The organism is Psychrosphaera sp. B3R10 (genome assembly GCF_018861025.1).
In the GTDB taxonomy this organism is placed as follows: Bacteria; Pseudomonadota; Gammaproteobacteria; order Enterobacterales; family Alteromonadaceae; genus Psychrosphaera; species Psychrosphaera algicola.
The window spans coordinates 86,221-99,547 of sequence record NZ_JAHKQH010000032.1; the positions used below are offsets into that span (position 1 = coordinate 86,221).

The window sequence follows — 13,327 nt, forward strand, 5'->3', positions numbered from 1 at the left end:
GATATTAAAAGTGCTAAGGCGTTAGGGGTAAACTTACTCGGAATGGTGAGGTTAGTAGTGGCATAAAAAAGTCCCGTTGCAAAATACAACAGGACATTTTTAAGCGATTTATCGCGATTCAGTTACGATTTTGATTTAGGGTCCGGCGGTTGAATTGAAGAAATGAACTCTAAGTCGGTGTTTTCTGCTTCGACTTCTGGTTTTGCTGGGGCAACTGGTTTTGGTTGATCAGAATATCTAAACATTTCCGGTGTTGGGATCGACATCAATAATTCTTTAAATATCTCTTTTACCATCTTGGCAATAATTTCGTCGTCGAGCACAACGCCTTGGCTATTGATATGAGACACTTTGTTATGCAAGCCGTTGAGAGCTTGTTTGATACGCCAAATGGTTTTGTCACTTATCAGGCCAACTTTATACAAAATAACCGATGCTTCAATATGCTCTGAAATCGAGTTGAGGTAAGGAGATAAATATACCCAACCATCGTTTTTCACCAATGACTGGCATACATAAATTTCATTGTTGAGGCTTTGTAAGTATTTGTCGATGTGTTGCTTATCACGATCATTACGACACTTCATTTGCATTTTGTTGCCGCTTTCGATCTCTTTTCGCCAAATATCAAGAACATTGAAGAGCCTTATATCGTCAGGTAACTTATTATCAAAATTGATGATATCGATATAAAGGTTAACTTTTGTATTTAAAAAGTCATCTGACTGCGCAACTAAATTAACAAGCCCTTTGGCGTTAGAATCTAGTTCGAAGCTGCGTTTGGAATATTTCAACATCGCAGTATGGGCCTGCGCCGCTTTCTTTTGAGCTTCAGCCGAGGCTTTTAATTCATCTCGTGTGACTTTGAGTTGATGGATTTGAAAACGAATAGTAAAGATAAGTAACAATAACGTAAATGCTAAGATAACCGGCGTTAACCAGCCGCCAAAAAAGTCGCCGACTTGTCCAATTTGGCCCGCAGAAAGTTGTCCATACTCAAAAAATACGAACACGATAAGGCCTATCGATAGCGGCAGTAATATCCCTATATAGACTAAAAGCTTTCCAAATACTTTTTCATCTAACGTTCGTTGGTCTTGTTTTCCATTCATATTTTGCATACCTAATTATTAGTACTCATACTGTATTAACAACAAATTTGTATTTATTTTCGATAACCAAACGATAAGCTTATCTAATATGGGCTAATGGTCAATTAAAATAAACAAAATGATAGCAGTTAATATTAATCGGCGGAGTTTTTTACCGAGTAAAAAACACTCTATTTTGTAAGAGCGAGCAAATGAGCAATTTATTATCTAATAATTGGCAAGATATCTTAAAGCTGTCGGACCAACTTGGTGAAGATGAGCGGATCATTCAATCTATGGCGAACGATTTTTGTCAAAAAGAATTAATGCCCACTATTATTCAAGCCAATAGAGAAGGTTATTTTGATCCGACTATAATGCGGAAATTTGGAGAAGCTGGTTTATTAGGGGCTACGATAAAAGGGTACGGCTGTTCAGGCATTAGTTATGTAAGTTATGGTTTAGTCGCCCGTGAAGTCGAGCGTGTGGACAGCGGCTATCGCAGTGCAATGAGCGTGCAGTCTTCTCTTGTAATGTACCCAATTGCCGAATTTGGCAGTGAAGCGCAAAAGCAAAAGTATTTGCCTAAACTGGCAACAGGGGAGTGGATTGGGTGTTTTGGCTTGACTGAGCCGAACTCAGGTTCTGATCCGGCATCGATGACCACTACCGCTAAAAAGGTTGCGGGAGGGTATGAACTTACTGGCGCAAAAATGTGGATCACTAATTCGCCAATCGCTGACGTATTTATTGTGTGGGCTAAAAACCAAGCTTGTGATAATAAAATTACTGGGTTTATTTTGGATAGAGGACTAAAGGGGCTATCTACGCCAAAGATTGAAGGTAAGTTGTCATTACGGGCATCCATTACTGGAGAGATCGTAATGGATAACGTTTTTGTACCAGACTCCGCGTTATTAGGGGATGTAACAGGTCTTAAAGGGCCCTTTAGTTGTTTAAATATGGCACGATACGGAATTGCCTGGGGGGCAATGGGTGCAGCGGAATTTTGTTGGCATGCGGCTCGGCAATATGGCTTACAACGCAAGCAGTTTAATCGACCACTGGCGCAAACCCAATTGTTTCAAACTAAACTGGCCGATATGCAAACCGATATTACATTGGGGCTTCAGGGCGCGTTAAGAGTAGGGGAGTTGTTGGATAATGGACAGGTAGAACCAAATGCTATTTCTTTGATCAAACGTAATAACTGCAGTAAAGCATTAGACATCGCACGTAAGTCGAGAGATATGCACGGTGGCAACGGGATTTCCGATGAATACCATATTATGCGCCATATGATAAATTTAGAGACTGTGAATACTTACGAAGGCACGTACGATGTGCATGGGCTTATCTTAGGGCGCTCGCAAACGGGGTTGCAAGCATTTACGTAGACGCTATGTTTGTGTAGATGCTGCGGCACTAGGTGTTTAAACGCATTGTTTAAAATGAAATTCGACGTTAGTTAAACTAAAGCCGGATTAATTCACTAGGTTTGGCTTTTAAGTTCTTCCACCCACATTGCCGTAGCGCCGCAAATAGCAACGGGCATCACAATTAAATTTAATATTGGCACCATAGTAAAAATCGACACCGCCGCACCAAAACCAAAACAGGCACTTTTGTTTTGTCTCAATACATAGCGCATATGGTCAAATTCAACTTTATTATTATCAAAGGCATAGTCACAATACTGAATAGCTAACGTCCAGGCGATAAACAAGAACCAGGCTATTTGCCCGATAATTGGAAAAAACCAACCGATTAGTAGAAACCCTATTAAACGCGGGATAAAGTAGGCAAGCTTTTGCCATTCCCGTAATAATGTATGGGGAATGGCTTTAATAACGGCCATTACAGAATCTTGCTGAGGGGTTACGCCAGTCAGTTTTTGCTCCACTCGTTCGGCTAAAACGCCGTTAAAAGGTGCGGCGAGCCAGTTTGCCACGGAACTAAAAACAAGACTAAAGACTAATAAAATCACAAATAGGGCGATAGGGAAAAGTAAAAATTCAATCCAACTTAACCAAGAAGGAATTTGTTCTCTTATCCATTGAATTTGTATCCCGATTTCGTCGAGTAGGTAAACCAAAGCAGTCGTAAATAAAACAAAATTAACCACTAAAGGGATAATTACAAAACGCTTAATGCCTTTTTGATTAAGAAGTGAAAAGCCTTTAAAAAAGAATCTGATACCGTCTGATGCTGTCATTTGAAACGCAAAACCGAAAATAAACTAAAGTAGCTAAAACAATATAAAAGTTACTGAGTAACCGCAAGGATTGAAATGTTACAAAATTCAATATTATCTGATAAAGTGCTTGGTTAATATTATCCGTTGGTATAAACGCCCGCGGTCGTGTTTGAATTGTTTAAGAACAACAATAATTATTTCAACGATAACGACAAAAATTACAAAACCCCCATATGCGCTTAAAACATATTAAACTTGCAGGTTTTAAATCATTTGTAGACGCCACGACGGTGCCGTTTCCAGATCAAATGACCGCTATTGTGGGGCCAAATGGCTGTGGTAAATCTAATATCATTGACGCCGTGCGTTGGGTATTAGGCGAGTCTTCTGCTAAAAACCTTCGTGGTGATGCCATGATCGATGTCATCTTTAATGGTTCTACTAAGCGTAAACCTGTTTCCCAAGCCAGTGTTGAATTAGTCTTTGACAATACTGAGGGGCGAATTGAAGGCAATTTGGCTGACCGCGTTGAAATTTCCGTAAAACGCCAAGTTAATAAAGACGCTCAGTCCACCTATTTTTTGAATGGTACTAAATGTCGCCGCCGAGATATTACCGATATTTTCTTAGGAACAGGTTTAGGTCCTCGTTCTTACGCAATTATCGAGCAGGGCATGATCTCACGACTCATCGAATCTAAGCCTCAGGAGCTTCGAGTATTTATCGAAGAAGCGGCAGGTATTTCAAAATACAAAGAACGCCGCCGAGAAACTGAAAACAGAATAAAACACACTCGCGAAAACTTACTCAGACTCGAAGATGTGCGGGAAGAGTTAGGCACCCAACTTGAAAAACTCAAGCGTCAGGCGGCGACCGCCAAACGATATAAAGAATTAAAAGCGCACGAACGTAAATTAAAGGCCGAGTTGTACGCGCTAAAGTGGCACAAATACAATGAACAACTTAATGTTTATGAAAAAGACCGACTAGAAAAAGAAGCACAGCTAGAAGCTTTTATCGCTGAGCAACGGGGCGGTGAACTGGGGATGCTGCAATACAAACAGCAACACCAAACATTGGCCGACAATATTCAAGCCGCGCAGCAACAGGATTTTCAATTAAGCAATCAAATCACTCGTGTCGAACAGCAAAAAGTATTTGCGACAGAAAACAGACAAAAACAAACCGAAGACTTTGCTCAGCTGAAGCAGGCTCTAGAAGATGCAGAACAACATATTGAAGTCGAACAGGAAAGCTTGTACACGCTCGAAGAGTCTTTGGCCTTTATAGAGCCTGAGCAAGCTATTGTCGATGAACAATTAGAAGAAGGTTTGGAAACTCTTGCAAATGCGGAGCACAAATTTGACAGCAGACAAACTGCATGGGAAAAGTTGCAAAAGTTAGCAGCCAATGTCGTACAAAACAGTCAGGTTGTTAAGACTAAAATTCAAGGCCATCAACTGCAAACTGCTCGATTGACCCAACGTCAAGCTGAAGTAACTAAAGAAATTCAAGATTTTGATCTTAAATCAATAGAACAAGAATTATCGCTGTGCAACGACGAATTAGCACTGTTAATCGAAAGTCTTGTGGAGTCCGCATCTGCCATTGACGAGCAACAAACGACCCTCAATAGCGCAGCGCAAAATAAAACAGAAACTGAGCAACAATATTTAGCCACCAATAATCAGTTGGTATCATTGCAAGCCAAGCTCGATGGCTTAAAGCAGTGGCAGATTGAGCATGAGTCACAATCCACTGGAAAAATAGCTGAGCTTTTGGCAGACAGCAATGTGGTCAATTCAGGTTCACTTTTAACGCAGCTAGAAGTTGGATCTAATTGGGCTTACGCTATTGAAAATTTGGTCAGTTATATGGGCTCGCCTATTTTAGTCGACCGCCTTCCTGAATCTCAAATAAATGGTCAGTTTGTTATTAATGACGTTCTCACTTCGGTACCTAATTCAATTGCGACTAAAGTGAAAGCCGGCAGTTTCCCGTCATGGTTTAATTCAATTGGTGTTGCTGAAACCACAGAGCAAGCGCTGGAGCTTGTTAAGAGTAACGAGTTTGAAAGTGCCGTTACAATACATGGGCAGTGGGTAGGCAAAAATTGGAGTTGTACAGGACCGAGTCAATCAACTAGCAATGACGGTTCTAGCGTTGAGAGTGGAGTTTTAAAAAGACTACAGCAGATCTCTGAGCTTACAATTGAAGTTGAATTACAAGAGCATGTTTTAGAGGACGTTAACCAAACGTTAATCGCAGCGCGCGAAATGCATAGGTCACAGGAAAATAATCTCCATGACTTACAAAAACAACGTCAATTGTTGGAACAAAAAAGTGCCGAGTCGCAAATGCAAGTTAAGTTGCTTGAACAGCAGCTTTCACAACATAAATTGTTGATTGCCAAATTACACAAAGAAGCTGAAACCATCGTTCTCCAGCTAGAAGAAGAACAAACTCAGATCTGGGGTTTAGAACAAGAACTTGAATTAGTTGAAACGCAACACCTTGAACATGAAAGTCAGTTACTTGAACTTGAGAACGACAAACAAAGTCTGTCGGAACAAGTCAAACAGGCCAAGCATCAAGTGGATTTAGCGAAAACCCAAAAACATCAGCTTGAATTGAAATGTCAAAATATTCAATCTCAACTCGACGTTTCACGCACCAACATTCAGCGTGCTCATCAGCATCAGTCGCAATTGAAAGCTCGTTTTGTCGAACTTCAAACAAGCTTAACTAAAAGTGATGACCCAACCGCTGAATTGCAGATACAGTTAGAAGCGTTGCTCGAACAAAAAATCCTGCAGGAAGAACAATTACATATACTGCAAGCTGAACTAGCTGAGGTTGCGCAGAGTATTGCCGAATTAGAAAAGGGCCAGTCTGGCGTAATGGCTAAACTGGATAAAATGCGCAGTGAAATTGAATCGATAAAACTCGATAGTGAAGGCGCTCGGGTTAGAGCTCAAAACATGTTAGAAACGCTCAGTGACATGGATCAACCGCTGAAGCCTATTTTAGATGGGATGCCAGCCGAAGCCGAAGAGCAAAAATGGACTATTGAGTTAGAAAAAACCACTAATTCTATTTCTCGTTTGGGGGCTATAAATTTAGCCGCGATTGAAGAATATGACATACAAGCAGAACGAAAAGGCTACTTAGATGATCAGTTTAATGATTTGACCGGCGCGTTGGATACATTAGAGTCTGCAATTAAAAAGATTGATCGCGAATCCAGATCTAAGTTTAAGCAAACCTTTGAACAAATAAACACGGATCTACAAATTTTATTTCCTAAGGTGTTTGGCGGTGGTACGGCTTATTTAGAACTAACCGCAGATGACATGTTAGATACAGGTGTTACCATAATGGCGCGACCACCTGGAAAGAAAAACTCGACAATTCACCTTCTTAGTGGTGGCGAAAAAGCGTTGACCGCATTATCATTGGTGTTTTCTATTTTCCGACTGAATCCGGCACCATTTTGTATGCTCGATGAAGTTGATGCGCCACTTGACGACGCGAACGTTAGTCGATTTTGTAAGTTGGTTAAAGAAATGTCAGAAACAGTACAATTTATTTTCATTAGTCATAATAAAGTTGCAATGGAAATGGCTACCCATCTAACCGGGGTCACTATGCAGGAGCCCGGTGTATCAAGACTTGTCGCGGTAGACATTCAGGAAGCAGTAAAAATGGCGGAAGCCTCATAAGGGTATTTTTATCACATGGCAGAAGAACTAAGATTAGCATTCATTCTTTTGGGATCGTTAGCCATCGGCGCGGTAATACTGCACGGTGTTTGGACGGTACGTAAAGCAGTTGGTGAAGAGCGGAAACGTAAATATGTTGACGACGTAGAGCCGCAAATTGAAGAAAACGAATTAAGCGAAGAAAACCAAGCGTTAAAGTTACAGCAAATGGAAATGGACTTTAATGAGTTGCAAGCTAAGAGTGGTAACAAAGGCTTGCCTGTTATGAATGTTGATGTGGATTCGATTTACCACAAAGCGCAAGAAAACCCTCCTGAAGAAAAAGCTGAGGATGTAGCCGTAAGCACCGAAACACTTACGTTTGAACCGCAAAATGAGCTGTTTCAAAATGTTGGTGATAAAACTGAGCAACCTACAGAGTTTACCACTAATTATGATGATTCTGATGATATCGTCCGTGCCGACCTGCGTCATGGTGAAGTAGACCCTGATGACCTAGAACCAAAGCTTGGTAATTGGTCAGACGTTACAGATGAACCTGCGCCAGCAAAACCTGTTTTCAAAGACATTTCTAAAATGGATGTCGACGAATCTGTGTCGTTTAACCAAACCCGACACGCTGATGGTGGGTCTATGCAATCTGGCACACCAACTCAGTCTGAGCCAAAATTCAAAACAGAGCCTTCATTCCAAGCGACTGACGCCCCTAAAACCGAGCCTGAACCGCCACAAGAAGTGCTGATGCTGTTTGTCGATAAGTCAGAAGGTGCTGTTATTGAAGGTGCGAGACTGTTGCCTCTACTTCTTACACTTGGCTTCAAATTTGGTGAAATGGAATTTTTCCACCGCCATGAACTAAATTCAGGGCAGGGCGAAATTTTGTTTAGTCTTGCTAACATGTTTAATCCAGGTACTTTTGATCCGGACAATATGGAGCAGTTCTCAACCCGTGGTTTAACTATTTTTATGACATTACCAAATGCCTTAGAACCACTACAAACGTTTAATATGATGCACAATGCAGCAAAGAAAATTGCCGAAGAATTTGGCGCTAAAGTGTTAGACGAACAACGCCGACCGCTTGATGTATCAATAGTTCGTGGATATGTAGAACGTATTAGGAAGTTTAAAGGTAAGTCTTAGGATAATTTGCCTTGCAGGCTGCTTTTTGCCTAAAGGCGAGTCACTTTTCTCAACAGCCGCTCTTGTTTCTAAGATCATGTAACCAAAAAGGCGGCTTTGTGGTAAATCCCTAATCCTTATTTAAGATTTATATTATCGTCGAAGACGGAATGTACGTACATCCCTAGTTCGTCTGACGTACATCCATGTACTGACGAATTCCCTTCGTCCTTTAAGTGAACACATTCCTTGCAACGGCGTCCCTGCCGTTCACTTCGAGATATAAATCTCAACTAAGGGGGATTTATACGAAGTAATATACGGCCTGAACTTTAGGTGTGATAACTAGTTATTGAGAAAACCGTCATCTGAACTAAACAGAAAAACCGTCATCCGAACCAAACCGAAAAACGTCATCCTAAAAGAGCCTAAGCGATATTGGGGAGCTCCAACCGAGTACAGAGGAAATTTTAAATATCAGTGACTCTGACCCCACTGGTCCTTAAATTAGCTCATAAGTTCAGCACAAAAAGCGTCATTCCAAAACAGGTACCGTAAAGGCGCGTGCGTTTTGGTTAACAGAATAAAGGGATATGAAACTGATGGTATTGAATTTGGCCTTATTACTGGCCGAGGATATAGCAGCTGAAAGGCTTAGGCTTTGATTCCTTTACCTAAACTGCCGCCAGTCTTTTTCTGCCCATACGAGTCGTATGTTGAGTTACGGCTTCCGCCTATTAATAGGCGTTTGACTTCGTCGATGGCGACTTGAGTTTGTGTTGCAGTTAAATACACAACTTCATTTTTTTGTTGGCAAACTTCAAATGCTTCTACAATTTCATCTCTTAATGCAGACAATTCGTCGTTACCAGTAATATATGGCTTAAATTGCTCTGTGTTGCATTGATTGTCAATTTCAGAAATAGCATTCAGCAGCTTTTCTTTTTCTGTAACTACGCGCGACAATTGGTCACCGTCGCGTTTTTTCACAGCTTCTAATTCAGATGCCAATATCTCCATCATCGACTGAAGATTTAGTCGTTGTTGCAGTAAAACATTTTTCAAATGAGTAATTATTTCTGGTTGTTCTGCCATAGTTATAAATCAAATTCGAAAGCGGCCAATTTCGACGCTAAGCGTTCGTAATTGATACTATATGCACCTTCGGTAATTGCCTTTTTAATTTCTTCAACTTTTTTCCGGTCGAAACCATCGCCGTCCGAAATCTTTTTTTGTAATTCTTTCAATTGTTTTGCCTGCGGCGTAAGCGCGACAGAGTCCTTCTCAGCACCTCGCGACGTAGTCGTGTGCTTTACGGAATCGTGTTTAACTTCTTCTAAGTGTTGTTTTTTTGCGTGGTACAAAGTGTTGTTACCTTGTAATCCACTATTTTTCACATCGTTTACCATGACTATACCCACCAAAAATATTTACTCATCATTGCTATCGGCTGCCAATAGGTAAACTTTAACACTATTTTATAAATTTACGTACACTTGTCTTAATTCTCCAACCGTGCCTTTAACAATACGGTCTGAAGAATTGTTTTTAACCTTAATTGACTCACCAAATGAACCACTCTCAATGGCGGTACCATTCGTTTTAATCATCATGTTAGATGACTGTGCCACAATCGATATGCTATCACCTTTACAAACCAGACAAACATCATTAGCACCGATTTGAAAGCCTCGATGTAAGTTACGGATCGCTCGGCCACCGATTAGTGCTTCGGTCGAAATCGCATTGCCGGTATCAACATTTCTTTTTTCTATAAGGCTAAGGGTAATATGGTCTTCGGTTATGAGTTCGCCTTTACCAACACTTTTTGTTGTTACTAGCGCTTCAATATATTCTGTCACGCGGACCTGGACAAACATTTTCCAATACGCACCTGTTGCGTTGCAGCTGACCTTAACTGGAAATTGTCTGGTGAACTTACGACGATTCATCATTTCATACTCAAGTGGAACTTGGCATTGATTAACCCTAATTCGATTGTCCAATGGTATCGTTTTAACCTTAATATGTTCACTGTCGTCTGGGTTAACCGTTTGATTTACATAACGAGTTACACCGTCAATAAGTTGTTTTTGAATTAAAGAATTTGACGTGGACGCCGATACACCCAATGTGGTGAATAAAAAGATTATGGTTAATACGTAAACTTTTGGGAAATTTTTCAACATATTCATCGCCTTTTTACTATGCTTTATCATATAGTTAACGAGCCAGTTTGATTTCATTCGACAAACCGTCAAATTGCTGGCGTTTTTTCATTTGTTTTGATGTTGGTATTAAGCTAAAACAAGACTAAAGTTATATTTAAAGGCTTAAAAACATCTATTTATCATTGTTTATTACGTTGTTCATTACAGAGTAAGCAATTTTCGTTCCTAGTTTATTGGAGAAGTTATATGGCGGGTATTCTTGACTCGGTTAATCAGAGAACCCAATTAGTTGGTCAAAACCGGCTGGAACTTTTACTTTTCAAGTTAAATGGTCGTCAACGTTATGGCATTAATGTTTTTAAAGTGCGTGAAGTTCTGCAATGCCCACCATTAACAGTGATGCCAAGATTAAATAGCTACGTGAAAGGAATTGCTCATATTCGGGGGCAGACCATCTCTGTTATTGATATGAGTTTAGCAACAGGTGGGCGTCCAATTAAAAAATTGGAAGACTGCTTTATTATTATCACTGAATACAATCGGACCATTCAGGGATTTTTGGTGGATTCTGTTGAACGAATTGTAAACTTAAACTGGGGTTCTGTTATGCCCCCACCAAAAGGGTCGGGTCGCTTTAACTATTTAACGGCCGTGACTGAAATCGACAATGAATTGATCGAAATTTTGGATGTGGAAAAAATATTAGAGGAAATAGCGCCTTCAAGCACAATCGTTTCAGACGGTATTGTCACCGACACTGAGATGCAAAGTGATTTGGGAGACCGTATTATCCTAATTACTGATGACTCGTCTGTTGCGAGAAATCAGGTAAAACGGGCTTTAGAGGGATTAGGGTTACCCATTGAAGCGAAGAAAAACGGTAAAGAAGCCCTCGATTATTTGGTTGAAGTCGCCGCGAGCTGTGAACATTCTGTCACTGAAAAAATTGGCCTACTGATCTCTGACGTAGAAATGCCAGAAATGGATGGTTATACCTTAACAGCCGAAGTTAAATCTCGGCCTAAGCTTGCCGATTTGCATGTTATACTTCATACCTCATTGAGCGGTGTTTTTAACCATGCAATGGTTGAAAAAGTCGGGGCTGATGATTTTATTGCGAAATTTAACCCTGATGAACTCGCTGGAGCGGTTCAAAAATGGCTACATACAGACTAACAATGGCATTTGAATGAGAAATCAGTTTTGAATAGTAATACTCTAGGTGATTCAGACTACCGCGTATTTTGTCAGTTTCTAGAGCAACAATGTGGCATTGTACTAGGCGATAGCAAATTGTATTTGGTGAAGAGTCGCCTTTCGCCCCTCATGACAAGGTTCCAAATTGGCACCTTGGCGGAGCTTGTCAGCAAAACGCTAAAACCGACAGAACGTCAATTACGAGCTGCGGTTGTTGATGCGATGACAACAAACGAAACCTTATGGTTTCGTGATACCTATCCTTATGAACTGTTAAAAAATAATTTATTGCCAGAGCTTGATAAAGGGCGTCCGATCAAAATTTGGTCTGCGGCCAGTTCGTCAGGTCAAGAACCATATTCCATTGGTATGACTATTGATGAATATCGTACATCGCCGTCGGTTTCCAGCAAAAGTATGTTTTCGGTTCTCGGAACGGATATTTCTAATACGATGTTAGATATCTGTAAAAATGCGGAATATGACAACTTGGCGCTGTCTCGTGGTTTGTCTCAAGAACGCCGCAGTAAATATTTTGCAGACAGCGGCAATGGCATGATGCAGGTCAGGGCTGATATTCGCCGCCTCGTTAATTTTAGACATTTAAATTTACTCGACAGTTACCAGTTGTTAGGTAAGTTTGATGTCATCTTTTGCCGCAATGTGCTTATTTATTTTTCCCCAGAGATTAAGTCTCAAATTATCAATAAGTTTGCAGCGCAATTGAATCCTAACGGTTATTTGGTTCTTGGCGCTTCTGAATCCATGTCCGGATTAAGCGACAAATTTGAAATGGTTCGTTGTAACCCAGGTATCGTTTACCGCAAAAAAAGCTAGCCTTTTATAAGGCTAGTCTTCATTTACTTTTAATTAATCTTTAATTTTCAACGTTTTAATTGTTTTTCCCTCCCTAATTATTAAGTGTCATTTTTTCTTGGCCTTTATTTTGCATTTCTTTTCAACACAGATTTAAGAATACAAAGTGACGATTGGGAGCGAGTATGGCTATTAGTTTAGATAAAGCATTTGGTATACATCAATATGCTTTGTTAGCGAGGTCAGAGCGTGCAGAGATATTGTCTAGCAATATCGCTAACGCCGATACGCCAGGCTATAAAGCAAAAGATGTTGATTTTGCGGATGCATTGCAAAATGCACAAAAGAAGCAAAGTCATACTATGTCGAAAACACATGACAAACATTTTGACTTGTCTATCAACGCTAATTCGCATGAAAAATTCCGCATCCCAAACCAACCTGATACCGGCGACGGTAATAGTGTCGACGTTCAGGTTGAACGTAATTTGTTTATGCAAAATTCCATCGAGTACCAAGCAAGTTTGCAATTCTTAAATGGCAAAATTAAAGGGTTGAAGTCAGCCCTTAGTGGAGGGCAATAACAATGAGTTTATATAATGTATTTGGTGTCTCAGGCACTGGTATGAGCGCTCAATCAGTACGATTGAACACAACAGCAAGTAATATTGCTAACGCCAATACGGTGTCGAGTAGTGTCGGTGAAACTTACCGCGCAAGGCATCCAGTTTTTGCCGCAGAAATGGATAAAGCACTTGGTGCTCAAACACAGTCTCCAGGCGTTAATGTGCTCGGCATTGTTGAAAGTGACGCTCCGCTAAACATTGAACATAACCCAAGTCATCCAATGGCAGATAGCGATGGTTATATTTACAAACCTAATGTCAACGTTGTTGAAGAAATGGCAAACATGATCTCAGCATCACGCTCTTATGAGACAAATGTGCAAGTTGCTGATGCAGCAAAGCAAATGTTGAGTAAAACATTACAAATGGGTCAACGTTAAGGTAA

The 13,327-nt window shown here is 40.5% G+C and carries 12 protein-coding genes; 7 read left to right on the top strand and 5 right to left on the bottom strand.

The annotated features are described in order from the left end of the window. Positions 1-122: 122 nt before the first annotated feature. A complete protein-coding gene (locus KO525_RS12345) occupies positions 123-1,112 on the bottom strand; it encodes a hypothetical protein (protein ID WP_215964123.1) in 990 nt (329 codons plus the stop codon). Positions 1,113-1,303: 191 nt separating this feature from the next. Between KO525_RS12345 and KO525_RS12350 the strand changes: the two genes are divergently transcribed. Next, entirely contained in the window at positions 1,304-2,488 is a 1,185-nt protein-coding gene (locus KO525_RS12350; RefSeq protein WP_215964124.1) for an acyl-CoA dehydrogenase, read from the top strand. A gap of 95 nt (positions 2,489-2,583) precedes the next feature. Here KO525_RS12350 and cysZ read toward each other — a convergent pair whose 3' ends face one another. After that, the gene (cysZ, locus tag KO525_RS12355) at positions 2,584-3,306 is read right to left on the bottom strand and encodes a sulfate transporter CysZ (RefSeq protein ID WP_215964125.1); all 723 of its coding nucleotides are present in this window, start codon (positions 3,304-3,306) and stop codon (positions 2,584-2,586) included. A gap of 215 nt (positions 3,307-3,521) precedes the next feature. Between cysZ and KO525_RS12360 the strand changes: the two genes are divergently transcribed. Both KO525_RS12360 and zipA read left to right on the top strand, forming a co-directional pair. Further along, positions 3,522-7,010 (top strand): chromosome segregation protein SMC, encoded by a 3,489-nt coding sequence (locus tag KO525_RS12360; RefSeq protein WP_215964126.1) that lies wholly within the window; start codon positions 3,522-3,524, stop codon positions 7,008-7,010. 15 nt (positions 7,011-7,025) lie between these two features. After that, positions 7,026-8,153, top strand: coding sequence for a cell division protein ZipA (gene zipA / locus KO525_RS12365; RefSeq protein ID WP_215964127.1), 1,128 nt, complete (start codon positions 7,026-7,028; stop codon positions 8,151-8,153). Positions 8,154-8,786: 633 nt separating this feature from the next. Here the strand turns inward: zipA and flgN are convergent. The 3 genes from flgN to flgA all read right to left on the bottom strand — a co-directional run bounded on the left by flgN (position 8,787) and on the right by flgA (position 10,321). Beyond that, positions 8,787-9,227 carry a flagellar export chaperone FlgN gene (gene flgN, locus KO525_RS12370; RefSeq protein ID WP_215964128.1) on the bottom strand — a complete coding sequence of 147 codons (441 nt, stop codon included), beginning with the start codon at positions 9,225-9,227 and terminating at the stop codon, positions 8,787-8,789. Between the two features lie 2 nt (positions 9,228-9,229). Beyond that, a complete protein-coding gene (flgM, locus tag KO525_RS12375) occupies positions 9,230-9,529 on the bottom strand; it encodes a flagellar biosynthesis anti-sigma factor FlgM (RefSeq protein WP_303523006.1) in 300 nt (99 codons plus the stop codon). 81 nt (positions 9,530-9,610) lie between these two features. After that, positions 9,611-10,321 (bottom strand): flagellar basal body P-ring formation chaperone FlgA, encoded by a 711-nt coding sequence (flgA, locus tag KO525_RS12380; RefSeq protein ID WP_215964130.1) that lies wholly within the window; start codon positions 10,319-10,321, stop codon positions 9,611-9,613. Between the two features lie 228 nt (positions 10,322-10,549). Between flgA and KO525_RS12385 the strand changes: the two genes are divergently transcribed. The 4 genes from KO525_RS12385 (at position 10,550) to flgC (ending at position 13,322) form a co-directional block, all read left to right on the top strand. Beyond that, positions 10,550-11,479 carry a chemotaxis protein CheV gene (locus KO525_RS12385; RefSeq protein WP_215964131.1) on the top strand — a complete coding sequence of 310 codons (930 nt, stop codon included), beginning with the start codon at positions 10,550-10,552 and terminating at the stop codon, positions 11,477-11,479. 27 nt (positions 11,480-11,506) lie between these two features. Then, positions 11,507-12,337, top strand: a complete 831-nt coding sequence (locus KO525_RS12390; RefSeq protein ID WP_215964132.1) for a protein-glutamate O-methyltransferase CheR — start codon at positions 11,507-11,509, stop codon at positions 12,335-12,337. Positions 12,338-12,501: 164 nt separating this feature from the next. Next, positions 12,502-12,900 (top strand): flagellar basal body rod protein FlgB, encoded by a 399-nt coding sequence (flgB, locus tag KO525_RS12395; RefSeq protein ID WP_215964133.1) that lies wholly within the window; start codon positions 12,502-12,504, stop codon positions 12,898-12,900. A 2-nt stretch (positions 12,901-12,902) separates the two neighbouring features. After that, entirely contained in the window at positions 12,903-13,322 is a 420-nt protein-coding gene (gene flgC / locus KO525_RS12400) for a flagellar basal body rod protein FlgC (protein ID WP_215964134.1), read from the top strand. The last annotated feature ends 5 nt before the right edge of the window (positions 13,323-13,327 follow it).

Bases quoted from the DNA above. Each gene is read 5' to 3' on its own strand.
- cysZ (WP_215964125.1), bottom strand. From the start codon at position 3,306: ATGACAGCATCAGACGGTATCAGATTCTTTTTTAAAGGCTTTTCACTT.
- flgC (WP_215964134.1), top strand. From the start codon at position 12,903: ATGAGTTTATATAATGTATTTGGTGTCTCAGGCACTGGTATGAGCGCT.
- KO525_RS12360 (WP_215964126.1), top strand. From the start codon at position 3,522: ATGCGCTTAAAACATATTAAACTTGCAGGTTTTAAATCATTTGTAGAC.
- KO525_RS12345 (WP_215964123.1), bottom strand. From the start codon at position 1,112: ATGAATGGAAAACAAGACCAACGAACGTTAGATGAAAAAGTATTTGGA.
- flgN (WP_215964128.1), bottom strand. From the start codon at position 9,227: ATGGCAGAACAACCAGAAATAATTACTCATTTGAAAAATGTTTTACTG.
- KO525_RS12385 (WP_215964131.1), top strand. From the start codon at position 10,550: ATGGCGGGTATTCTTGACTCGGTTAATCAGAGAACCCAATTAGTTGGT.
- flgA (WP_215964130.1), bottom strand. From the start codon at position 10,321: ATGTTGAAAAATTTCCCAAAAGTTTACGTATTAACCATAATCTTTTTA.
- KO525_RS12350 (WP_215964124.1), top strand. From the start codon at position 1,304: ATGAGCAATTTATTATCTAATAATTGGCAAGATATCTTAAAGCTGTCG.
- flgB (WP_215964133.1), top strand. From the start codon at position 12,502: ATGGCTATTAGTTTAGATAAAGCATTTGGTATACATCAATATGCTTTG.
- zipA (WP_215964127.1), top strand. From the start codon at position 7,026: ATGGCAGAAGAACTAAGATTAGCATTCATTCTTTTGGGATCGTTAGCC.